The following is a 23,338-nucleotide window of genomic DNA, read 5'->3' as shown; positions in this document are numbered from 1 at the left end:
ATCTTCTGTGCCCGACACAGGGGAATTCGTGAAAGTTTGATCGCTGCCAACCCATTGACCCGCGATAAGGTGTTTTCCGTTCAACATAAGATAGTTCCCTAAGTCTAATTACAAAATAAGCCAGACAGCGTTTGCCCCACACTCATGGGCCAAACCGCCCGATGAGACGGACTGCATTAGGCAGATTGGGCCTTTAGGCCCTGCTGTGTCGCCTGGCTTAACGTTTGGTTCGGTGTCAGGGCCTCTGGGTCGGTGATTAACTCGATCAGATAGCCGCCTTTTGCCTTGCGGGCGCGGTCCAATGCGGCGGGAAAATCGTCCGTCGCATCGATCCGCTCACCCGCGATCCCGAAAGATGCGGCAAAGGCGACAAAGTCGGGGTTGTGCAAATCAGTCGACATTTTACGGTTAGGGTGATTGCGCTCCTGATGCATTCGGATCGTACCCAATATCCCATTATTGACGACCAAATAGATCACATCCGCGCCGTATTTTTTGGCGGTGGCAAGCTCTTGGGCTGCCATCAAAAAGCAGCCATCGCCGGCAAGTGCAATAACCTCGCGGTCTGGCGCTATCAGCTTGGCCGCGATTGCCGCCGGCACGCCATAGCCCATGGACCCGCTGGTCGGGGCCAGTTGCGTGCGGTAGTCGCAATGCTTGTGAAAGCGATGCGCCCACACTGTGTAATTGCCCGCACCATTTGAAAGGATCGTGTCTTTTGGCATCGTCTGTGTCACATGCCCGATGATGCGCGACATATTCACACCGCCCGGCACCTCGGTTGGTTCCAAGAACGCCTCATAATCGGCGCGCTGTTCTGCAATCCATGCCGCCCTCGTTGCCTGACCGTCGCCATCGGGCAAAGCCTCTAGCGCGTCGAAAAACGTATCCGGGGCAGAGGTGATGCTCAGCGTCGGGTTATAGACATGGCCCAATTCCTCGGGGCCGGGGTGTATGTGGACAAATTCCATTTGCGGCGTCGGGATGTTGATTAACGAATACCCCTGCGATGTCATTTCCCCCAGCCGAGAGCCGACGACGATAAGCAAATCAACCTCTTCTGCAATGCGTTTGCGCAGCTTTGGCAGCGGCGCGATGCCGACCACACCGACGTAATTTGGGTGGTCATTGTCTACATAATCCTGACACCGAAAACTGGTGGCAACGGGTATGCCGGTTCGCGTGGCAAAATCCATAGCTTGCTTGCCAACGTCGCGGCTCCAACCGGGGCCGCCAACCAGCATCATCGGCGCTTTTGCCTTTGCCAACAACGCCCCAAGGTCGCTCATGGATTGTGGCGCAGGGGCTGATTTAGAAACAGGTGTGGGCACCAAATCCGCGACGCTGACCATATCGATCAACATATCTTCGGGTAAGGCCAGCACAACCGGCCCCGGCCGCCCTGACAGCGCTGTGTTCCAAGCGCGCGACATATATTCGGGGATCCTGCTCGCATCGTCGATTTGTGCAACCCATTTGGCCATCTGACCAAATACCTGCCGGTAATCCATTTCTTGAAACGCCTCGCGATCTGCCATTGATCGCCCAACCTGCCCAATCAAAACAATCATCGGCGAACTGTCTTGAAACGCGGTATGAATACCATTCGACGCGTTCGTCGCACCGGGCCCGCGTGTTACTGCACAAATGCCGGGCTTGCCAGTCATTTTGGCATAAGCATCGGCCATATTAGCCGCGCCACCTTCATGCCGGCAAACAATGGTTTGGATAGTGTCGGCGTGATCATAGAGTCCATCCAGCAACCCAAGAAAGCTCTCGCCAGGAACGCAAAACACTTTATCCGCACCGAGCAACTTAAGTTGATCCGCTAAAACATGGCCGCCTGAGCGTGAGGGCTGTGATGTGGTCATGTGGCAGTCTCCCTTTGGGTGTTGTGGCACGCTGAAAGCGGCCCAGAGATTTAAGGTACTAGGTGGCAGCAAAGGTCGCGCGCCATTCCGCACACATCCCCTTCACCGATGAATTCAACCCTTGTTCTTTCAGGCAAAATCGGCCCGCGCGGCCAGCCGCTCGGCAGCCCGCTCGAACCGCGCACGCGTTGCCGCTCGCGCGGCTTCGCCGTTACCGCTGTGCAGGGCCTCCAAAACCGCCCGATGTTCTTCCATAATGGCGGGGCCAAATTCGGAAGCCGCAGCATTTTTCAAGAAGGCAGACCTTAGGTTGTTTTGAATATTGGCTTCGATCATCGCCACAACCTCGGCGTAATAGGGGTTGTGCGACGCCTCGGCAATTTGGCGATACAGCAGCAACTCCGAATCAACGCGCTCTTCTAATGCGGTGCCCGGGCCGCTCGCATCTGCGGCGGCCATACGCGTATAAGTGGTATCAATTTGCGCCATCTGCTCGGCCGTACGTGCGCTTGCGGCAAGGGCCGACGCACCGGCCTGCACTCCTGTACGCAACTGTAAAAGCTGAACAATCTGTTTTCGTTTTTCAAAGCAAGCGGGACTGATCCGAAAGGCGGATCGCTGCGACGCCTCGGTCACAAAGGCCCCCACGCCACGGCGCGAATCTACAACGCCATCATAACGCAACAGCGAAATAGCCTCTCGCACAACGGTACGGGCAACGCCAAAGCGTTTAGACAAATCAGCCTCTGTTGGCAGACGGTCACCGGGCATCAATTGGCCACCCTCGATGGCACCCAAGATAGAAACCGCCACCTCATCAGGTAGGCGCCGCGGGCGATCAATGCGATCAAACAGGGGGGCAGATCCAGTCATAGTGTGATACTCCAGCGTTTTGACTTTTAAACGCATCCCGGCGCCGAAAGTCTAGTCTAGAAATACTCATATTAGAAAACAGGTTGTCTGACAACAGTTTTAATGTTTACCTGTTTTTAAAATTGGAGGACGATATGCGAATCGGATTGATCGGGCTTGGTGGAATGGGCAAAGGGCTGGCCAAGAATATGGCGGCCAAAGGACAGGATCTAACCGTATCAGATCTGGACCAAAACCGTGTTGCACTTGCTGTGGCACAGGGCGCAAAACCGGGCGGTTCCCCAGCTGAGATGGGGGCCGCCTGTGACGTGTTGATGATTTGCGTGACAACTGCCGAGGTCGTTCAAGACATCGTTCTTGGCCCGAACGGGGCATTGGCGGCCATGTCGCCGGGCGATGTTATTGTGGACCATACAACGGTTTCGCCAGACCATGTTGATAAAATGCATAAGGCTTGCAAGGCTGTAGGGGTTCACTATGCCGAAGCGCCTATGACGCGCACTCCAGCACACGCAGACCGTGGCGAAGCGAACATATTGTTCGGCGGCGAGCTAAGCTTGATGGAGCGCCTGCGCTCGGTCTTTGAAACCTATGCTGAGAATATCTTTCATGTCGGCCCTGCGGGACACGCGATCCGACTAAAACTCATCCATAACTACATCGCTTTTGCCAACGTCGCCAGCTTTTGCGAAGGCTTCGCGCTGGCTGCAAAAGAGGGTTTGGATATGACCAAGGTCATCGGGATCATTTCTGCGGCTGGTGGCAAATCCGGGATGATGGACTTGTACGGCGAAATGACCCTGCTGCGCGATTTTACACCCCATATGTCGTTGTCAAACGCTCAAAAAGACGTTCGCTATTACGCCGAATGGCTGGAACGCGCAGGCCTGCCCGGCTTTATGGCGCAGTCTGTCCATCAAACTTATGCGCTCGCCTCGATCATGGGGCATGGCGACGAGGGCTGCACGGCAGTGATCAAAGCATACGAAGATCTGACCGGCGTCGAGGCCAAGCTGCCTGACGCCGAGTAACGCCACGACCCGACATCTTGGGAGGGGTGTCGGGAACTCAAAAGCACCATTGGGAGGAAACCAAATGCTCAAGAAACTTTTTATCACAGGCACTATCGCGGCCCTTATGACTGGCACCGCACTGGCACAGGACGTGACCTTGCGCCTTGCCCATTTTGCCGCCGAAACACACCCTGGCCACTTGGCTGCGCAGGCTTTTGCCAAGGCTGTCACTGAACGCACCGGCGGCGCAATCAAGGTTGAACTTTTTCCCGCCAACCAATTGGGCAGCCCGCCAGAGCAGCTAGAGCAAACCATTCTGGGTGCGATTGAAATGAACCTTCCGACGCAGGGTGCTTTGGATAAATACGAAAAAGCCTTTGGCACCGTAATGACGCCTTTTGCCTTTGACAGTTACGAGCAGGCACATGCCGTTTTGGATGGCCCCTTCAGCGAGTGGGCTGGCCCAAAGCTAGAGGAACAAGGCCTCGTGATGTTGTCGAACTGGGAATACGGGTTTCGCAATATCACCAACACCCTTCGTCCGATCAATACCCCAGAGGATGTCAAAGGTCTTAAACTTCGCACCCCGTCGGAGTTGCAGATTGTTGCAGCTCTTGAAGGTCTTGGCGCATCGACCACCCAAATCGCATTTAACGAGCTGCCAAATGCGCTGAACCAAGGTGTTGTCGACGGTCAGGAAAACCCGATCGGTGTGATTTCTCATTATAATCTGAACGATTTCCAAGAGCACCTAGCGATTACCCGCCACGTATATAACTCGATGGTGCAAGTCATTAATAAAGACGTATTTTATTCGTTGACCGCCGAACAACAGACTATCTTGCGGGAAGAAAGCAAGAAAGCCGGCGATATGATGCGCGCGGCTGTGATTGCACAAGAAGACGAAGAACTCGCCGCGCTTGAAGCCGCTGGCATGAAAGTGACCCGCCCGCACTTGGCACCATTTGCGGCGCTTATGGGCCCTGCCCGCGCCCGCGTGGCCGATTATTCGGGCAAGGAAAACATGGATAAATTCCTGAGCTTCTTGAAGTAAAGCACACGCGCTTGCAGGCATTTTGGCCTGCAAGCGGTCCATATGGAATCACAAAATGACAACATTTCTTATCCTCGGCACGCTTGTGCTTTTGATTGCCCTTGGCCTGCCGATCGCGGTCTCTTTGGGTCTAACCGCAGTCGGGTTTTACGTTTTCCTTGGTGAGTTTCGCATTCTGGCGATGCTGCCACAGCGGATGTTTTCAGCGACCACGGGCTTTACGCTTTTGGCCATTCCGTTCTTTATTTTGGCCGGAAACCTGATGAACACCGGTGGCATCACTGAACGCATTTTCCGCTTTGCGAATGCCTGCGTGGGGCATGTGCGGGGCGGCTTGGGGCAGGTTAATGTGCTGGCGTCTCTATTTTTCTCCGGCATGTCGGGGGCGGCTGTGGCCGATGCGGCAGGGCTTGGTCAAGTCGAGCTGAAGGCGATGGCCGACCAAGGCTACGACCCTGACTTCAGTGCAGCCATTACGGCGGCATCCTCGACGATTGGCCCCGTTTTTCCACCGTCAATTCCCTTTGTTCTGTTTGCCTCGATCACGGGCGTCTCGGTCGAGCGGCTTTTTCTGGCAGGCGTTGTCCCCGGTGTTTTGATGGCCTTGGCCCTGATGGGCGCGGTTTGGATTGTGGCCTATCGCCACCAGATGCCACGCGCCGATCATATCGATTGGGTTGAAATTTGGCGCAGCTTTTGTGGCGCGGGGTTGTCATTGCTGACCCCCATTATCATCATTGGCGGCATCTTTGGCGGCGTTTTCACGCCAACCGAGGCAGGCGTGGCCGCCAGCGCCTATGCGATGTTTCTGTCAATGGTCGTCTACAAAGAAATCTCTATCCGCGACCTGCCCGCCATTTTTTGGAGCACGCTACAGCACACCATCCGCGTTATGTTTGTCATTGCGGCCGCCGGTTTCTTTGGCTGGCTCTTGGTTCATCAACGGGTGCCAGACGCGCTTATCAAATCCTTGGTTGGCCTGTCCGATAGTCCGGGCATCATCCTAGCAATTGTCGTGGCGATCCTGTTGATCCTTGGGATGTTTTTAGAAGGCATCGCAGTGATCGTGCTGACCGTTCCACTGTTTGCGCCCGTGATGGAAGGTATTGGCGTTGATCCACTGCAATTCGGGGTGATCATGATCATGTGTTCGATGCTTGGCTTGTTGACGCCGCCTGTGGGGATGGTTCTATTCGCGGTCGCAGCCATTGCCCGAATGTCCGTAGGGCGATTGGCGAACGCATTGATCCCCTATCTTATTGGCCTGTCGCTTGTTCTGTTGCTGGTTGTGACTGTCCCTGCCGTGTCAACCTGGCTTCCCAATCTGGTGACTGGACAATGAGGCGCCTTGATTATTTCGTCGCCATGGCTTTGCGGGTAATTCCGATCGCCTGCTTAGTTGCGCTGTTCTTGTTGATCTTTGTCAACGTGATCGCCCGCACCTTTCAGCTGGCAGGCTTTGCATGGTTTGACGAGGTTATAACCGGCTTGTTCGCATGGATGGTTTTTGTGGGCTCCGCAGCGCTTTGGCGCGAGAACGACCATTTTCAGGTGCATTGGCTGCAAACCGTGCTGCCTGTCCGATCAAGCCATTTGCTGCGCCTTTTGATTGTCGCGCTTGGCCTGTGCTTTTTGTTCGCAATGACGTGGTTCGGCGCATCCTTGACTCTCAAGGCCAAAGCGATGACGCCGATCCTATCCATGCCCACATCACTTTTCTATGCCGCTATCCCGATCTCGGGTGCGGTGATGTTCATCTACTCGTTGGTTGATCTGTTCCGACTATTTACCCAAAAGGAAACAAAGCTATGATTTTGGACCACCGCACATATACCTGCCATCCGGGCCGCATCAAAAAGCACATGAAGCTGTACGAAGAACACGGATGGGAAGCGCAGCGCCGTCACTTGGGAGAGCCGGTCGTTTACGGTGCCGTGGAAACGGGTGACGTAAATTCCTACGTCCATGTTTGGGCGTTTGAAAGCCCGGCCGACCGTGCCACAAAACGCGCTGCAATGGCTGCAGACCCGCAGTGGCAAGCATTTCTAAAACTAAGCGCCGAAAGCGGTAACCTGATGAGTCAGGTTAACACAATTCTGACACCGGCTCCGTTCTTTGGAAAACCGGCAAAGGCATGAACGGCTTAGCCCGAAGCAGCAACATCAAACACAGCGTGGCTCACGGCAGGGTTTTCGACCATCGCCAGCAGCACCTCTGTTTCGGCCGCATTCTGCGCGCGCTCGGGTGATGCCAATGCTTGGGCCATCGCCGCATGGTGGATCGTCAAGTTGTTCCCTTTGGCTCAGAAGTTGGCATAAAAAAGGGTGGGGTGGTGGGTAAAAAGCCCTCGTTCACACCAGATCATGTCGCGCTTACGTGCCTATAATTTATGAAATGATCATCGTCTGTGAAGACTTCTGTTGGGGGCGAAGCGCTGAAACGGGCAGGCGCCATCAAACGAATGTGCCAATTTTACGTTTTATTATGCGTGGGACAAGGTAGTCCCACGCATAGCACTTATATTTATAGTCGCGGATCATATCTCGCATCATCTCAATTTCTTCATCTGATAGATCGGTCAGGGGAGCTCTAGGCTCCAGACCCATTAATCGGCTTGAGGCCGCGATGGTTGCATGATTCAAACGCCCAAATTTTGGGGGCGCTATGAGCAATCTTTACTGGCTGAACGAGGACCAAATGGCGCGGCTGCGGCCGTTTTTTCCGAAGCGCCATGGCAAGCCGCGCGTGGATGATCCGTTGCCCTCTCACGGTTTGTCTTGAAACCGTGAGAGGGGGCGCGTTCTGAGTGGAATTATATTCATCAATCGCAATGGTTTGCGGTGGTGTGATGCCCCAAAGGAATATGGCCCAGCTAAGACGCTTTTGTGGTTGCCGCCCATATTGCAAGAAGTTTTTGACCCTGTTGGGGTGTGATCGAGTGCGAACTTTTGTTAGGCCTCAAGATGCGGCATTTCCAAAAGCCGCGGGCCGGGATGGTGATCAGCGGATCGGATCCAAATCTCTACACCGAGCTTTCTTACTTTCAGGGTCTTACTGGTTTTCCCTATCCGGATCTGTTCGATCGTTTTGCCCATTCAGGTCGTCTTCTTCTTACACTCCCTTGGCACCGTCGCTAGCAGGTGACATGAACATCATGCCGAGCCCACCAGCGCCGGATCCCTGTAATCTTCGTTCTTCGTTAGCATCGCCCATATCTGGCGGGCCATTTTGTTGGCCAGCGCGATCGCAAGCAGCATCATGGGTTTGCGCTCCAACATTCGTGACAACCAGCTGCCCTCCAAAATGGTTCGCTGCCCAAGCCAGCCTAATCGCGACATTGCGCCAATGATCAGGAGACGTCGGATATCGGCTTGGCCAGCCTTGGTCATCCGCCCCAAACGTTCCTTGCCTCCAGAAGAATGTTGCTTGGGAACAAGACCCAACCAAGCCGCAAAGTCGCGTCCAGTTTTGAACTGTTCCATGTCTGGGCCGAAAGCTTCCACGGCAACGGCCGTCAGCGGTCCAACACCCGGCATGGTCTGAAGCCGGCGCGCCCTGTCTGACTCGGCGGCCAGCGTCTTGAGTTTTGTGGTGCGCTCGATGACACGCGCCGTTTTTTCTGCAATCTGCGTCAGCAGATCCAAGCACTCCTCGCGGATAAGTGCATGCAAGTCGACGGTCTCATCTTCTACAAGGGCCGTTATGCGATTGAGGTGGTGCATTCCTACGGGAAACACATGTCCGTGCTCATATAGAAGCGCCCGCAATGCATTTACATCCGCGGTCCGCTGATGAACCAGTCGTTCACGGCCACGGAATAAGGCTGCGCGAGACTGCTGTTCGAGCGTTTTGGGTTCAACAAAACGCATCTCCGGCTGGCGGGCAGCGATGACGATCGCTTCAGCATCAGCAGCATCATTTTTCTGACGTTTAACGAACGGGCTAACGTACTGTGGCGCGATCAGTTTTACCTCATGGCCAACTGCTTCCATCTCGCGCGCCCAGTAATGCGCGCTGCCGCAAGCTTTAAAAATGACCAGGCAGGGCTCCTGCTGAGCCATGAACACAGAAAACTGCGTTCGCGTCAGCCTTTTGCGGAACTGAACCTCCCCCGTTCGAGGGGGACCATGAACCTGAAAAACATTCTTTGCCAGATCGACCCCAATCATCATATCCTTCATCTCGCCGTCCTCCTCTTCGCGTGGCGTTGAACAACACCACTTTGGCACATTACGATGCCGTCTTGGGAGGGCGGCACCCACTCCATCTCTACAACCGTTGGAAGTGGTGGGGTGACATGGGCGTCTTCGCCCGAATGATGGACGGATTGGCTTCCGAAGCGTTTCACACTGCTGTTCGAGGCGACACAGATCCGGGTATCAAGACCGGTCAGAAGCTCTTGCATGCCGGGCATCTGCTGGACGCCTTGGGCAAACAGCAGCGACAAGCGCTGAACGGCATCGCGCAAGACCGTTTCGGCATCCAACCCCATCTGCGCGATCAAGTCCCCGGTCTGATCGTGGGAACAGCCGCAAAACAGATGCCCGGCCTCATGCGCTTTCATCGCCCGACCCGCCGCCGTGACAGCCTCGGCCAATGCCTGCGCGCCCTGTGCCTCGCTTTCGATCAAGACGCCGTCGCAGTCGAAGATCACCAGATCAAAGCCCTTCATACCATGGCCTCCGCCAATTGAATGCTCAGGGCAAGCTGCGGGTCATCGCTGGTCAGATAACCGGGGCCGCGCGCCAGCCAATGGGCGATTGAGCCCGGATCATTCACCGTCCAAACAGAAAGCCGCTCCAGCGGGAACAGGGCGGTGATACGGTCGAACTCGGCCTCGAACAGCTCTTGCTCGATGGCGATGATGCTGACCAAATCGCGCACCTGCCCGATGACGGCCTCGATCCCCCCATGCCGCGCCGCCCAATTGGCATTGACCGAGATCATGCGGTCAAACTCGGGCGCGATACGGGCAAGCAGATGCAGCACCTGAATATCGAAACTGTGCAATGTCGTGCGAGGCGCAAGCCCATAGTCGCGCAAGATGTCGACCGTCGTCTCGATCAATACCGGATCATAAAAGCCCGTCTCATCGGCCTTGAACTCCGGCATGATCCGAAGGCCCGCACAGGGGGCAATGATTTCCAGCACTTCCGAGAGTATCGGGACGCCTTCATCGATCTCTCCGTCCGGGCCGATCAGACACAGATTGTGACGGCTGGTCTTGGTAAGATAGCGCACAGGGCCATTGGCGGTTGTGGTCCGGTCCAGAGTTGCGTCATGGATGACCAGAACCGCGCCGTCGGCCCCAAGATGCAGGTCGAATTCCACAGCGCCAACCCCAAGGGCCACAGCATTGCGAAAGCCTTCCAGCGAGTTTTCAGCCCAAAGGTTGCGGGCGCCACGATGTGCAATAATCTTTGTCATTGGAGTGTCCTTCATCAACGGATTGTCGGGTCGAGCTTGTCACGCAGCCAGTCTCCAACCAGCGAGATCGACAAGGTTGTCATCATGATCACAAAGGCGGGGCCAAGCATGATCCAGGGCGCACGCGTCAGGTATTCGCGGCCAAAACCAACCATATTGCCCAAAGAGCTTTCTGGCGGCTGCACCCCGAGCCCCAAGAACGACAACCCGCTTTCCATCAGAATGATCTCGGGAAAGGTCAGCGTCATTGATACGATCAGGGTGGAGGCGACATTGGGCAGAATGTGGCGCAGATAGACACGGGCGGGCGTTGCCCCCAGTTGCACAACCGCCGAGGCATAGCCCTGCGCCCCTGCCGAAATCGCCAAGCCGCGCGAGATACGCGCATAGCGTTCCCAGCCATAAAACCCCATCAGCCCGACCAGCAGCAGCATGGACGAGCCAAAGAATGCCAGTACAGCCAAGGACAGGATCAAAAAGGGCAAGGCGGCCTGAAAATCGGCCAGCACAAGAATGAAATGCTCTACAATGCCGCGATACTGCGCGGCCAGAAAGCCCAATGCCGTGCCGAAAAGCGCCGATAGAATGGTCGCGCCAAAGGCAATGAACAGCGATACGCGGATCGACTGGATAAGCCGTGAAAGCACATCGCGCCCCAGTTCATCCGTGCCGAGCAAATGGCCTTCCGACAGCGGTCTGGCCAAACGTGCCGATAAATCCATCTGTGTGATATCATAGGGTCGGATGACATCGGCCAGAACAGCGGTGATGACCATCAAGGCCAGCCAGGCCAGACCCAATGCAACCAGCAACGGCACCTTGAAACCTATGCGGCGGCGGCGCGATGCAGTGATGTCGATTGCGTTATACGTCATAAGGGTTTCCTCAATGTGCAGCGGCTTTTGCGCGCAACCGCGGATCAAGCAGGCCATAGGCAAAATCGACACAAAGATTGGCGATCACCATGGCCGAGGCGATGACCAGCAGCAGGCATTGCACGACGGCCAGATCGCGGTTTGACACGGATACGATCAACAACCGTCCGATGCCCGGCCATGAAAAGATGCTCTCCACCACAACCGCCCCGGCGATCAGCGAACCGACCATAAAGCCGACAATGGTGACAATCGGCACAGAGGCATTGGGCAAGGCATGCCGCCAGACCACATCCCGCCAGCTCAGCCCCTTGGCCATCGCGGTTCGGATATAGGGCTGGCCCAAAACCTCAATCATGGCAGAGCGTGAAAACCGCGCCAGAATGCCGATGCCCCCCACCGACATGGTCAGGATCGGCAGTATCGCATGGCGCCAGCTGTCCTGCCCGCCTGATGGCAGCCATCCCAGCATGACGGCAAAGACCATCACCAGCAAAAGCCCCATGACAAAGGACGGAATTGTAAAGCCGAAGATCGACAGCATGATGACACCGCGATCCGCAAGCGTTTGCCGGTGCAGGGCCGCATAGACCCCGGCAGGGATGCCGATACCAAGCTGGATAATCATGGTTGGCACAGTCAGCGCCAGCGTTGCGGGCAACCGCTCCAGCACCAGATTGATGGCGGGGGATCTGTCGCGCATGGAGATGCCGAAATCCAACTGAACGATGGATTTGAGATAGGCCAGATATTGTTTCCAGATCGGGTCATCCAGCCCCCATTCCGCGCGGAAGGCCGCAACGCTCAGCGTTGGCGCATCCGGTCCAAGCATGATCGAGGCAGGATCCCCCGACAGGCGCAGCACAATAAAGGCAAAGGTCATGACCAACAAGATCGTCAGGACGGCCCGCAACAACCGGGTCAGCATATAGCTTAGCATATCTTGGCCTTTTCAATCATGCGTTTCATGCGGCCTGACCTCGCAGGGGGGTAATCAAATGACAGGCAGCGCTACGGTCCGGGCTTGCGCACAACAGCTTTGGCGCGGTATCCGCACAGGCCGGGGTTGCGAAACGACAGCGCGGATGGAAGCTGCAACCAGACGGACGCTGTGCCGGGTTCGGCGGCTCACCCTTTAGCAATATACGCCCTTCCAGGGCTTGGCCGGGGATGGGCACCGATGACACCAACGCCTGCGTATAAGGATGCAACGGCTGTGCGAATATCACGTCCGAGGAGGCCTCTTCGACGATCCGGCCCAGATACATGACCGCCACCCGGTCACAGATATTGCGCACAACTTTCAGATCATGGCTGATAAAGATCATGGCGATGCCGTGGGTTTGCTGAAGATCGCGCAGCAGGTTCACCACCTGCGCCTGAATGGACACATCCAGCGCCGAGACCGGCTCATCACAAACCAGCAGACGTGGCGATGTTGCCAAAGCCCGCGCAATGATCACCCTTTGGCGCTGCCCGCCCGACAGCTCATGCGGATAGCGCGCACCCTGATCTTGCCGCAAACCGACCTGCGCCATCAGATCCGCGACCCGCTCTTTCAGCTCAAACCCGCGCGCCAGACCATGGATCTCCAACGGCTCGCCGATTTGGTCACCAATGGTAAGCCGCCGGTCGAGCGCCGCCAGCGGGTCTTGATATATCAACTGCATCTGTGCGCGCAGCGATCGCCAAGCCGCCGTTTGCAGCGGTGGCATCGGCTGGCCGTCAAAGAGCACCCGCCCTTCTGTCGGGGGGTCAATCCCCAAGAGCATACGCCCGAGCGTCGATTTCCCCGAACCGCTTTCCCCGACAACCCCGAGCGTTTCACCGGGGGCGAGCGTCAGATCAATCCCGTCCACCGCCCGCACGGGGGCTCCAGATTTGAACATGGTTTTTGGCCCGTCATAGCAACGCACCAGCCCTTGCGCTTCGATCAGGGCAGTCATGCAACGGCCCTTTGACGGGGCAACTCCGGCTCAGCTTGGACCGGCAAGACGGGATGGAAACAGGCCAGCTGCCGCCCGTCGCGTTGTGGCTTTAGTTCGGGGCGCTCGCTGTTGCAAAAGGCGCTGGCCTTGCTGCAACGCGGGGCAAAGACGCATCCTGCGGGCAATTGGCTTGGGTCTGGCACGGTACCATGAATAGGGATCAACCGGTTGCGCGCCCCGTCCAGACGCGGGATCGCATCGAACAAGCCGCGGGTATAGGGATGGCGGGGATGATCGAACATCGCCGAAACATTGCCACTTTCGACGATCCGCCCGGCATACATCACGTTGATGCGGTCACAAATCGCGCCAACCGCGCCCAAATCATGGCTGATAAAGACCATCGCCATTCCGGTTTCCCGCCGCAGCATCGACAATAGGTCAAGGATCTGAGCCTGGATCGTCGCGTCCAGTGCTGTCGTCGGCTCATCCGCAATCAGCAGGTCAGGTTCGCCCGCCAAAGCCATTGCGATCATGACACGCTGGCACTGCCCGCCGGAGAACTCATGCGGGTAAAGATCAACCCGTCGGGCGGCGTTGGGAATGCCGACCATATCCAAAAGGCGGATGGCCTCAATCCGTGCGGCGCGCCGGCCCATCGCGCGGTGCAGGGCCAGACTCTCGGCGATTTGATGGCCCACGCTGCGCACCGGGTTCAAAGAGGATGACGGGTCTTGAAAGATCATCGCGATACGGCCACCGCGCACGGCCTCGACCGAAGCCCGTTTTGTGCCGATCAGCTGCTGCCCCTCAAGGGTGACAGAGCCCGAAACGCGCGCCTTGCCAGGAAGCAAACCAAGGGCCGCCAGCCAGGTAACAGACTTCCCGCAGCCGGATTCACCGACCAGCCCGACCGCCTCGCCACGGCCAATGTCCATATTTATACCGTGAAGAACCTGAACCCCGTCAAAAGCGACTTTCAGATCCCGGATTGAAACAAATGTCATATCAGGCATTCCTTTAAACAAAGGGCGCGGCGAGAGACCCGCCGCGCCAATGATGTCAGGAGGCGCGCCAGTTTTCGGCGCGGAAGTCCATGGCGAAGGCCGGTGCAGCTTTCCAGCTCAGCTCGGACTTCATGCCGGTGAACACGCAGTTCTGATGCAAGACCTGAAAGGCCGGGTCTTCGCGCTCGGTGATCTCCAGCATCCGCGTAAAGGCTTTCTTGCGGGCGGGACGATCAACGGATTTCTGCATGAAGTTCGACAGCTCGTTCATCTCAACATTTGTCCATTCGCCCAATTGCTGCTGCTGTCCATTCGGGCCATGCTGCGCCACAATCGAGGATACCGGATCATTGAAGGTCGCGGAGTTGGACCAGTCACGCACCCCCCGCGCCGTGTCTTGGGAATTCACCTGACCCCAGTTCTCTACCATCTGGATTTCGACGTTCAGACCGGCCTGTTTCCACATCTCGACCATGATCTGCGCATTCGAGACCTGATTGATGTAGTAATTGTTCAACACCCGGAACGGGATGGCATCGCCGTTGTAGCCCGCCTGTTTGACCAGATCGCGCGCCAGCCCCAAATCGAACTGTGGTGCGGTCCAGTCTTTGACAAACATGTCGTCGTAAAATTCCCACTGCAATCCGGCGGGCACGCGGGTCTGGCCGTCCCAAAGCGCGTCAACGATCAACTGGCGGTCGATCGAATGGGTCATCGCGCGCCGGATCAGCGGATCTGCCAGAACGGGATGGGTCTTGTCGAACACCTGGATCCGGTGGTTCAGAATGGTCGAGCCCTGCACTTCCAGACCCGCAGTGTTGCGCACCGCGTCCAGCTGGTCCGGCGGAAGGTCGCAGGCAAAATCATACTCGCCCGACAAAAGGCCGTTCACGCGGCTGGCAACTTCGGGAACCTCGACAAAGCGGATCTGGTCCAACGGAGGGCGACCGCCCCAATATTCATCATGTGCAACCAGTGTCAGCGAAACATCAGGACGGAATTCCGCAACCCGGTAAGGTCCGGTCGTCACTGGCGCATTTGCCCATTCCGCATAGGTGGCGGCTTGTTCCCACGCGCGGCGGTTGGCAATTTGCGAGCCAAAAGCGATCAGCCGCCCCTCTAGCGTCACATCGGGCGAGGCATTGTGGAAACGCACGGTATATTTGTCCACGGCCTCAACCCCGCGCAGCGCGGGCCACAAGCGGCGACCAACACCCGGAACAGCGGCGGGAAGCTCTTTTGCAGTCTTGGGCTTGAAATTTTCTGGATAAAGCGTCTGGCCCCCGTCCGGTTGCGTTCCAGAAAAAACACGCTCATCCGAGAAGGAAAAGACGACATCATCAGCAGTCAGCTCATCACCATTGTGGAATTTGACACCCTGCCGCAGCTTGAGCTCAAGGGTTTTGTCATCCAGCCGCTTCCATTCGGTGGCCAGACCCGGCACGCCGCCCTGATCGCCCATCCAGTTGCGGTTGATCAAACCTTCCCAAAGATTGGGGAAAAACACCCGCTCACCAACATTGGATTGTTCGTTCCAGACATCGAGCGTGTTATTATTGGTGATCTTTTGCACCGCCACTGTGATTGAACGGCGCTGCGACTGGGCAAACCCCATCCGTGGCAAAGCCAGCGCACCCGTAGCGGCCCCCAGTAGGCCAAGAGCTTGACGACGTTGGATAAGCATTGGAAAACTCCTTGAACATATGTCGGCACCAACGGCATCATCGGCACCAATCTCAAGCGTGTTATCCATCTTGCATGTGACAGCTCCGCGACAGGGATATGAACTTTTTGTCTCATGGAGGGCATTGTTGCCCAAGTCCGTCGACGGAGGATTCACTTTGCGAATCCATGCTGTTAGACGCGGTGCATGAGCAAGCCATCTCCCGCCCGCTACCGCACGACGAACTGGTCCAGCTACAACGTGTCGCTGCGCAAGCGGGGGCGCTGCTGATCTGGGTCGACAAGGACATGGTCTGGCGCGCACCGCGTGACGGTCGCCCCGGACGGCCTGTGGTATTTTCCGATGCTGCCATGCAATTCTGCCTGTCGATCAAAGTGTTGTTCAAGCTGCCGCTCAGGCAGACCGCCGGGATGGTGGCGAGCCTGCTGCGGCTGGCGGGCCTGGACTGGCCCGTGCCGGACTTTTCCACCCTATGCCGCAGGCAGGAGACCCTGGCCGTTCAGATCCCTTATCGCCGCGCGGATGGCCCGCTGAACCTGCTCGTGGACAGTACCGAGATCAAGTTCCTCGGCGACGGCGAATGGCAGGCGCGCAAACACGGGGTGCAGGGCCGCCGCCAGTGGCGCAAAGAGCATCTCGCCATGGACCCTGACACATCTGACATCCGCCCCGTGGAATTCACCCCCAGCCGTGATGGCGACCGGCTCGGACAGATCCCGGCAGGCGAGCAGATTGGCACGGTCACTGCCGACGGCGCCTATGACACGCGCCGCTGCCACAAGGCCATCATCGAACGGCAGGCCATTCCGATCCGGAAAAACGGCCGCCTGTGGAAAGACGATTGCGGAGCGGCACGCGCCCGCAACGAAACCCTGCGCGCAACGCGATACTATGGCCGAGCGTTCTGGAAACGCTGGACCGGATACCATACCCGCAGCCGGATCGAGGCGAGGATGCGCTGCCTGAAATCCTTTCGGCGAACGCATCATGGCGAGAGACCCGGACCGCCAGACCGCCGAGTTCCACATCCGCGTGGCATGACGTCAGCGGGGTAAGGGGCACTCATGCCTCAGGCGCGAGTTGCGCAACAACGCCAATCCTCCGCTCATCATCCACGAGAGCAGGCCAAGAAACTATTTCCGAGCAGGGATTTTCATTAAGGCTTCCAAACCCAGTGCCGTCCGATGCGGCAGCCCCAAGGCAACTCGATTGCGCCAGTTCTCGGCATTGCAGCGTCTTGCGAGCATGAACCTTGGGCATCGCGCCAAGACCAATTCCAGAACTCGCAGGGCCACACCGCATTAGTCGCAAAAGAGGGGCTATGCGCAAACAAGGCGACGATAAAAGCGTTGTCGACGTTGCTGTTTCGAACCCAGTTGGCGCGACGATGGCTGGCAGCCTGTAGCCCGTTTATCGGACAATAATCTTAGAACCTGCTCAGCGATTTCATCAAAATCACAGCCCGATAATAAGAATTCCGTCCCGCGCCTTAGGTTCTCCCAAGTAAAAGCCTATAAATCCGTAAAAAGCGGTCCTTTGCAGTTGATCGGACTGGATAATATTGTTCAACCAGATTTTGACGCCTGATCCCCAACAACGGCGGGCTAGGACTGGCCTTGGGTACGCCAATAAATCCTCGCCATTTCCTAACCATCGGCATGCACAACCCTTAGGAAGTCAGAGCCTGAAATATACCCGACATTGCAAGATGTGGACCCCCGACATGTGTTTTGATCGATCGCCAAACTCGAGCGTTCCGATCCCACCAGATCACAGGAGCAAACAGCACCCAGTCGACTTATCAAAAAATTGTGGATTACGGGTAGGTTATCCACAATGCAGTCGCGGTCGACTGATGTTTTTTCGCCGACCCCATTTATCTTAAGGAGACGACATCTCAGCTAGAAAGAAGCCAACCTATGACAAAGCCAAAGAAAACCGTGTTGAAAATCACGATGCTCGAGACGGAGAAGAAGGAGATTCTTGAGGCGAGCAGCGACTTCGGTTTCAGCACCATGTCACAGTTTGGGTAATCCCCCCCGAAAGTAAGGGGCTGCGGAAGTAGAATTTTCTCGGCAAGATGAACGAGGAGATTTTGAATGAAAATGACCAGATATAGCGAACCCCAGATCCTTGCGATCCTGCGCCAAGCCGAAGGTGGTGTGCCGGTGGCCGAGCTTTGCCGTGAACATGGCATGAGCAATGCGTCGTTTTACAAATGGCGTGCGAAGTATGGTGGCATGGATGCATCCATGGTCAGCCAGATGAAAGCCATGGAGGAAGAGAACCGCAGGCTGAAGCGGATGTATGCAGATCTGAGCATGCAGGCGGACTTATTGAAGGAAGCCCTCGGAAAAAAGTAACGGGGCCATCTCAGCGCCGCGAGATGGCCGAAACGGCGGTAGAGCGACGGGGCGTCAGCATCGCGCTGGCGTGCCGGGCCTTCGAGGTCAGCGAGACCTGCTATCGTTACAGCCCGAAGCTGAAAGACGAGAACGAGGTGATCGCCGATCTGCTGACAGGGCTGACGGATGCGCGCAAGACTTGGGGATTTGGCCTGTGTTTCCTGCATTTGCGCAACGTGAAGGGGCATCCGTGGAACCACAAGCGGGTCTACCGGATCTACTGTGAGCTGGAACTGAACCTGCGCATCAAGCCGCGCAAGCGGCTGAAACGGGAGAAGCCTGACGTTCTGGCGGTCCCGAACAGACCGAATGTGACCTGGTCCATGGACTTCATGGCGGATCGCCTCGGCGACGGCAGGGCTTTTCGGCTTTTGAATGTGTTGGACGACTTCAACCGCGAAGGGCTGGGGATCGAGGTTGATTTCTCGCTCCCTGCCGAACGGGTCATCCGCAGCCTTGATCGCATTATCGAATGGCGCGGAAAACCGGGCACGATCAGGGTCGACAATGGGCCGGAATATATCAGCGAAACACTGAGAAAATGGGCTGAGAAACATAGTGTTACGATCCAGCACATCCAACCCGGACAGCCCCAGCAGAACGCCTATGTCGAGCGCTACAACCGGACGGTTCGGCATGAATGGCTGGATCAATACATCATCGAAAGCATCGAGGAGGCTCAGGATCAGGCCACACAATGGCTCTGGACATATAACAACGACCGCCCGAACATGGGCATCGGCGGCATCACACCCGCTATGAAACTGAAAATGGCCGCGTAAGTTCTACAGATGCACCCCGTTAAAAAGGGGGCGATTACCCGACGAGCAACCAATCGACGTGTGACTTTGCTAGATGTGGCCGCTTCGTCCGCACAGCCGCCCTCTGACCAACCAAAATGCTGCACGATGTGTCCAACGGCTGCTTCAGGGAAGCTGCAATGCAGCACTTGGATCACCGGTCAACGGCAGGTCTGGGCCGGTCACGACACTACTATTCCTTCGGCGTTACATCCCTCATACCATTCTGCAACAGCAGGGCCACTTGGTCGGAGGTGAACTTGAACCCCTGCCCGTCCGGGATGCGTTCGGCCGAAACCGGGTACTTTGGGCGGCGGGGGTCGATGCCTGTGATCTTGAACCGCTCGCGCGCAGTGCTGAACTGGCGGCCGTAATCGGCGGGTGACAATCCGAAGGCCTCGGCCAGCGCCTCAAATCGTAGCCTTTCCGGGTCGAGGGCGGTACCATCTGGCAGAGGAATAGACACGCGGAAGGCTGCATCGAAACCCCATCGCAGATCCACGCCAGTGATGTCTTGGGCCTCGACCACGAGACCATGGCGGGCAGCGACATCTTGGCAGGCCTTCAGCATCTCGCGCTGTAGCCGTTGGCAAAGCACCTGGGTCAGGTTTCGTGGGGGTTTGGTGTCAGGCATAGGGCGGTCGAACCTCGAGGTTTTCAACCAGTGCTACAGCACGCGCAGATCCCGATCAAACCCTGACGACTGCGCGAGGTCTAGATGGTCATTGGGAAGGGTGCGGAACTCGATCATTCGGCGATGTTGCCACGGGGGATTGCCCCGTCGCAAACGCAAAAGGCCCCCTGGGTTTCAGGGGGGCTCTGTAAACGTTGACGTGGCGTTGACGTAAAACGGGTGTGCTTATACACAAGCGAAACGCTCAACATTTAAGTCTTTGATATCATTTAGGATTTTGGTTGCGGGGGTAGGATTTGAACCTACGACCTTCAGGTTATGAGCCTGACGAGCTACCGGGCTGCTCCACCCCGCGACGGTTGGGCGCTTTGTTGGGCCCTATAGTGCCCCTTGTGTAGGATTGGGGTCATTTTTGTCATCGTTATGAGAGATACGTTTCTTACTAGGTTTGGCGGTGACCTACTCTCCCACGTCTTAAGACGCAGTACCATTGGCGCGGCGGCACTTAACTGCCGAGTTCGGGAAGGGATCGGGTGTTTTGCTCGCGCTATGACCACCAAACCGAGAAAGAAACGTTTTCCTGAGGTATTCAGGAAGTAACAACATCAGTGATAAAGCTATGCGGCTTTATCATTGTTCCATGTTCTTACACTGCCGTCACTTTGTGACGTAGTGATGTTTGCTTTTGACTTTATTTCCGAATGCTTGGTTCATATGAACCTTGCTTTTTCTGGATCAAATCAAGCCTATCGAGCAATTAGTACCAGTCAACTGAATGCATTGCTGCACTTACATCTCTGGCCTATCGACGTGGTGGTCTTCCACGGCTCTCAAGGGAGATCTTGTTTTGAAGGGGGCTTCCCGCTTAGATGCCTTCAGCGGTTATCCTGTCCGTTCATAGCTACCCAGCACTACCATTGGCATGATAACTGGTCCACCAGTGGAACGTTCACCCCGGTCCTCTCGTACTAGGGGCAACTCTTCTCAAATCTCCTACACCCACGGCAGATAGGGACCGAACTGTCTCACGACGTTCTAAACCCAGCTCACGTACCTCTTTAAACGGCGAACAGCCGTACCCTTGGGACCTGCTCCAGCCCCAGGATGAGATGAGCCGACATCGAGGTGCCAAACGATGCCGTCGATATGGACTCTTGGGCATCATCAGCCTGTTATCCCCAGCGTACCTTTTATCCGTTGAGCGATGGCCCTTCCACTCGGGACCACCGGATCACTATGACCGACTTTCGTCTCTGCTCGACTTGTCAGTCTTGCAGTCAGGCTGGCTTCTGCCATTGCACTCAACGAGCGATTTCCGACCGCTCTGAGCCAACCTTCGCGCGCCTCCGTTACACTTTAGGAGGCGACCGCCCCAGTCAAACTACCCACCACGCAGGGTCCCGGATCCGGATAACGGACCGCGGTTAGACATCAAGAGTAAGAAGGGTGGTATCTCAAGGGAGGCTCCACGAGAACTAGCGTTCCCGCTTCAATGCCTACCACCTATCCTGCACATCTCAATCCTGATGCCAGTGCGAAGCTATAGTAAAGGTGCATGGGGTCTTTCCGTCTAACCGCGGGAAGTGTGCATCTTGACACACAGTTCAATTTCGCTGAGTCCACATCAGAGACAGCGGGGAGATCGTTACGCCATTCGTGCAGGTCGGAACTTACCCGACAAGGAATTTCGCTACCTTAGGACCGTTATAGTTACGGCCGCCGTTTACTGGGGCTTCAATTCAGAGCTTGCACCCCTCCTTTTAACCTTCCAGCACCGGGCAGGCGTCAGACCCTATACGTCGTCTTACGACTTCGCAGAGCCCTGTGTTTTAAGTAAACAGTCGCCACCCCCTAGTTTGTGCCCCCCACCTCTAGTTGCCTAAAAGTGGGGCCTCCTTCTCGCGAACTTACGGAGGCATTTTGCCGAGTTCCTTTGATGTGGTTCTCTCAAGCGCCTTGGTATTCTCTACCTGTCCACCTGTGTCGGTTTAGGGTACGGTCTTATAGAGGGGCTATTTCCAGGGACCACTCAGCAGCCTACCCAATCCGATAAGGGTAAACTACCTCTGCAATCCGTCACCACCTCACGGCCCAGGAATATTAACCTGGTTCCCATCGACTACGCCTTTCGGCCTCGCCTTAGGGGCCGGCTTACCCTGCTCAGATTAGCTTTAAGCAGGAACCCTTGGACTTTCGGCGAGAGGGTCTCTCACCCTCTTTGTCGCTACTCATGTCAACATTCTCGCTTCTGATCTCTCCACCGGATGCCTTACAGCCCGGCTTCACAGAAAGCACATTGTGTCCGTAATACCCGAAGGTACTAAAGACACAGCGTCCTATATCACAGAACGCTCCGCTACCACGTGTATTGCTACACATCCTGAGCTTCGGCTCGTAGTTTGAGCCCCGTTACATCTTCGCCGCAGGACAGCTTATCTAGACCAGTGAGCTGTTACGCTATCTTTAAAGGATGGCTGCTTCTAAGCCAACCTCCTGGTTGTTTTGGCCGTCCCACATGCTTTCCCACTTAACTACGAATTAGGGGCCTTAGCTGCAGGTCAGGGTTGTTTCCCTCTTCACGACGGACGTTAGCACCCGCCGTGTGTCTCCCGGATAGTACTCATCGGTATTCGGAGTTTACTTAGACTCAGTAAGGCTGTGGGCCCCCATCATCCATGTAGTGCTCTACCCCCAATGGTATTCGTCCGAGGCGCTACCTAAATAGCTTTCGCGGAGAACCAGCTATCTCCAAGTTTGATTGGCCTTTCACCCCTAGCCACACGTCATCCAGACCCTTTTCAACGGGTGTTGGTTCGGACCTCCAGTAAGTGTTACCTTACCTTCATCCTGCACATGGCTAGATCACTTGGTTTCGGGTCTAATCCAACGAACTCATGCGCCCTTTTAAGACTCGCTTTCGCTGCGCCTACACCTATCGGCTTAAGCTTGCTCGTTAGACTAAGTCGTTGACCCATTATACAAAAGGTACGCCGTCAGGACTGATGTCCCTCCGACTGCTTGTAGGCGTCCGGTTTCAGGTACTGTTTCACTCCCCTTGTCGGGGTGCTTTTCACCTTTCCCTCACGGTACTGGTTCGCTATCGGTCAGTAAGGAGTACTTAGCCTTCGGGGGTGGTCCCCCGATCTTCAGACAGGATTTCACGTGTCCCGCCCTACTTAATATGTCCCTTGGAGCTTCGTATACGGGGCTGTCACCCTATATTGCTGGCCTTTCCAGACCATTCTACTCACTCTTCAGGGCTCGGCTGGTCCGCGTTCGCTCGCCACTACTAGCGGAGTCTCTATTGATTTCCTTTCCTCCGGGTACTTAGATGTTTCAGTTCCCCGGGTTTGCTCTAAAACCCCTATGTATTCAGGATTAAAGTACCTGGTTCACCTCATTATAAGCAACCTTGCGGTTATTATAACAAAATGTCAGGTGGGTTCCCCCATTCGGAGATCTATGGGTCAAAGCCTATTCCCGGCTCACCATAGCTTAACGCAGGGTATCACGTCCTTCATCGCCTCTTACTGCCTAGGCATCCACCAAACGCCCTTTTCGCGCTTGATTTGATCCAGAAAGAGCAAGGCTCCGACATAAGTCAAAGCCCAACCAATTCCGGCGACGGCCCGAGAAGGCCGTCCAAATTGTTCTAATAAAAGAACAAAGTGTCAAAAGCTGTATACTTTCCCATGCTTCGATCCTCGTAAGGATCTAAGCGGTTAGTGTACTAGACTTGGAACAATATCACTTCGAAGCAGATGCTT

The 23,338-nt window shown here is 56.1% G+C and carries 18 protein-coding genes, 1 tRNA gene, 2 rRNA genes and 2 pseudogenes; 8 read left to right on the top strand and 15 right to left on the bottom strand.

The window, feature by feature from the left end:
• Positions 1-176 precede the first annotated feature (176 nt).
• Positions 177-1,871, bottom strand: a complete 1,695-nt coding sequence (locus EOK75_RS12250) for a thiamine pyrophosphate-binding protein (protein ID WP_137194212.1) — start codon at positions 1,869-1,871, stop codon at positions 177-179.
• Positions 1,872-2,000: 129 nt separating this feature from the next.
• On the bottom strand, positions 2,001-2,744 hold the full coding sequence (locus EOK75_RS12245) for a FadR/GntR family transcriptional regulator (RefSeq protein WP_168199221.1): 744 nt from the start codon (positions 2,742-2,744) through the stop codon (positions 2,001-2,003).
• A gap of 134 nt (positions 2,745-2,878) precedes the next feature.
• Between EOK75_RS12245 and EOK75_RS12240 the strand changes: the two genes are divergently transcribed.
• The 5 genes from EOK75_RS12240 to EOK75_RS12220 all read left to right on the top strand — a co-directional run bounded on the left by EOK75_RS12240 (position 2,879) and on the right by EOK75_RS12220 (position 6,949).
• Positions 2,879-3,775 carry an NAD(P)-dependent oxidoreductase gene (locus tag EOK75_RS12240; RefSeq protein WP_137194210.1) on the top strand — a complete coding sequence of 299 codons (897 nt, stop codon included), beginning with the start codon at positions 2,879-2,881 and terminating at the stop codon, positions 3,773-3,775.
• Positions 3,776-3,839: 64 nt separating this feature from the next.
• Complete coding sequence (locus EOK75_RS12235; protein WP_137194209.1) at positions 3,840-4,811, top strand: DctP family TRAP transporter solute-binding subunit; 972 nt, start codon at positions 3,840-3,842, stop codon at positions 4,809-4,811.
• Positions 4,812-4,866: 55 nt separating this feature from the next.
• Positions 4,867-6,153 carry a TRAP transporter large permease gene (locus EOK75_RS12230; protein ID WP_137194208.1) on the top strand — a complete coding sequence of 429 codons (1,287 nt, stop codon included), beginning with the start codon at positions 4,867-4,869 and terminating at the stop codon, positions 6,151-6,153.
• Entirely contained in the window at positions 6,150-6,623 is a 474-nt protein-coding gene (locus EOK75_RS12225) for a TRAP transporter small permease (protein WP_137194207.1), read from the top strand. The genes EOK75_RS12230 and EOK75_RS12225 overlap by 4 nt, the downstream gene beginning before the upstream one ends.
• Positions 6,620-6,949, top strand: a complete 330-nt coding sequence (locus EOK75_RS12220) for an NIPSNAP family protein (protein WP_137194206.1) — start codon at positions 6,620-6,622, stop codon at positions 6,947-6,949. The genes EOK75_RS12225 and EOK75_RS12220 overlap by 4 nt, the downstream gene beginning before the upstream one ends.
• A gap of 5 nt (positions 6,950-6,954) precedes the next feature.
• On the opposite strand, the gene EOK75_RS20840 is transcribed toward EOK75_RS12220, so the two are convergent.
• A complete protein-coding gene (locus tag EOK75_RS20840; protein ID WP_168199220.1) occupies positions 6,955-7,098 on the bottom strand; it encodes a hypothetical protein in 144 nt (47 codons plus the stop codon).
• Between the two features lie 377 nt (positions 7,099-7,475).
• Here EOK75_RS20840 and EOK75_RS12215 point away from each other — a divergent pair.
• A pseudogene (locus EOK75_RS12215) lies at positions 7,476-7,694 on the top strand (hypothetical protein); the annotation flags it as partial.
• Positions 7,695-7,963: 269 nt separating this feature from the next.
• Here EOK75_RS12215 and EOK75_RS12210 read toward each other — a convergent pair.
• From EOK75_RS12210 to EOK75_RS12175, 8 genes are read right to left on the bottom strand one after another with little or no spacing between them, the layout of a single operon-like run.
• Entirely contained in the window at positions 7,964-8,992 is a 1,029-nt protein-coding gene (locus tag EOK75_RS12210; RefSeq protein ID WP_137194205.1) for an IS110 family RNA-guided transposase, read from the bottom strand.
• The gene (locus tag EOK75_RS20835; protein WP_168199097.1) at positions 8,989-9,483 is read right to left on the bottom strand and encodes an HAD family phosphatase; all 495 of its coding nucleotides are present in this window, start codon (positions 9,481-9,483) and stop codon (positions 8,989-8,991) included. Before EOK75_RS20835 ends, EOK75_RS12210 begins: the two co-directional genes overlap by 4 nt.
• Entirely contained in the window at positions 9,480-10,238 is a 759-nt protein-coding gene (locus EOK75_RS12200) for a glycerophosphodiester phosphodiesterase family protein (RefSeq protein ID WP_137192244.1), read from the bottom strand. Before EOK75_RS12200 ends, EOK75_RS20835 begins: the two co-directional genes overlap by 4 nt.
• 14 nt (positions 10,239-10,252) lie before the next feature.
• Entirely contained in the window at positions 10,253-11,113 is an 861-nt protein-coding gene (locus EOK75_RS12195; protein ID WP_137194203.1) for an ABC transporter permease, read from the bottom strand.
• A gap of 10 nt (positions 11,114-11,123) precedes the next feature.
• The gene (locus EOK75_RS12190; protein ID WP_137194202.1) at positions 11,124-12,053 is read right to left on the bottom strand and encodes an ABC transporter permease; all 930 of its coding nucleotides are present in this window, start codon (positions 12,051-12,053) and stop codon (positions 11,124-11,126) included.
• Positions 12,054-12,078: 25 nt separating this feature from the next.
• On the bottom strand, positions 12,079-13,059 hold the full coding sequence (locus EOK75_RS12185; protein ID WP_137194201.1) for an ABC transporter ATP-binding protein: 981 nt from the start codon (positions 13,057-13,059) through the stop codon (positions 12,079-12,081).
• Positions 13,056-14,048: an ABC transporter ATP-binding protein gene (locus tag EOK75_RS12180; protein ID WP_137194200.1), complete on the bottom strand. Its 993-nt coding sequence runs from the start codon at positions 14,046-14,048 to the stop codon at positions 13,056-13,058. Before EOK75_RS12180 ends, EOK75_RS12185 begins: the two co-directional genes overlap by 4 nt.
• A 55-nt stretch (positions 14,049-14,103) precedes the next feature.
• Positions 14,104-15,732 carry an ABC transporter substrate-binding protein gene (locus EOK75_RS12175; RefSeq protein ID WP_137194199.1) on the bottom strand — a complete coding sequence of 543 codons (1,629 nt, stop codon included), beginning with the start codon at positions 15,730-15,732 and terminating at the stop codon, positions 14,104-14,106.
• Between the two features lie 186 nt (positions 15,733-15,918).
• Between EOK75_RS12175 and EOK75_RS12170 the strand changes: the two are divergent.
• Positions 15,919-16,773, top strand: a pseudogene (locus EOK75_RS12170) (IS5 family transposase).
• 1,058 nt (positions 16,774-17,831) lie between these two features.
• Positions 17,832-18,919 (top strand): IS3 family transposase gene (locus EOK75_RS12165; RefSeq protein WP_137192138.1). Its coding sequence is split into 2 segments (ribosomal slippage): positions 17,832-18,093 and positions 18,093-18,919, totalling 1,089 coding nucleotides; the frame shifts between segments, so codons are not numbered across the junction.
• A gap of 211 nt (positions 18,920-19,130) precedes the next feature.
• Here the strand turns inward: EOK75_RS12165 and EOK75_RS12160 are convergent.
• From EOK75_RS12160 to EOK75_RS12145, 4 genes are all read right to left on the bottom strand, one after another.
• Positions 19,131-19,571, bottom strand: coding sequence for a hypothetical protein (locus tag EOK75_RS12160; RefSeq protein ID WP_137194198.1), 441 nt, complete (start codon positions 19,569-19,571; stop codon positions 19,131-19,133).
• A 278-nt stretch (positions 19,572-19,849) separates the two neighbouring features.
• Positions 19,850-19,926, bottom strand: a tRNA-Met gene (locus EOK75_RS12155).
• A 91-nt stretch (positions 19,927-20,017) separates the two neighbouring features.
• Positions 20,018-20,132: ribosomal RNA gene (gene rrf, locus EOK75_RS12150) — 5S ribosomal RNA — on the bottom strand.
• A 175-nt stretch (positions 20,133-20,307) separates the two neighbouring features.
• Positions 20,308-23,141, bottom strand: a 23S ribosomal RNA gene (locus EOK75_RS12145).
• Between the last annotated feature and the right edge of the window lie 197 nt (positions 23,142-23,338).

It is taken from the genome of Pseudorhodobacter turbinis (genome assembly GCF_005234135.1).
Taxonomy (GTDB): Bacteria; Pseudomonadota; Alphaproteobacteria; order Rhodobacterales; family Rhodobacteraceae; genus Pseudorhodobacter; species Pseudorhodobacter turbinis.
This window is presented reverse-complemented; position numbering and strand designations above follow the sequence as displayed.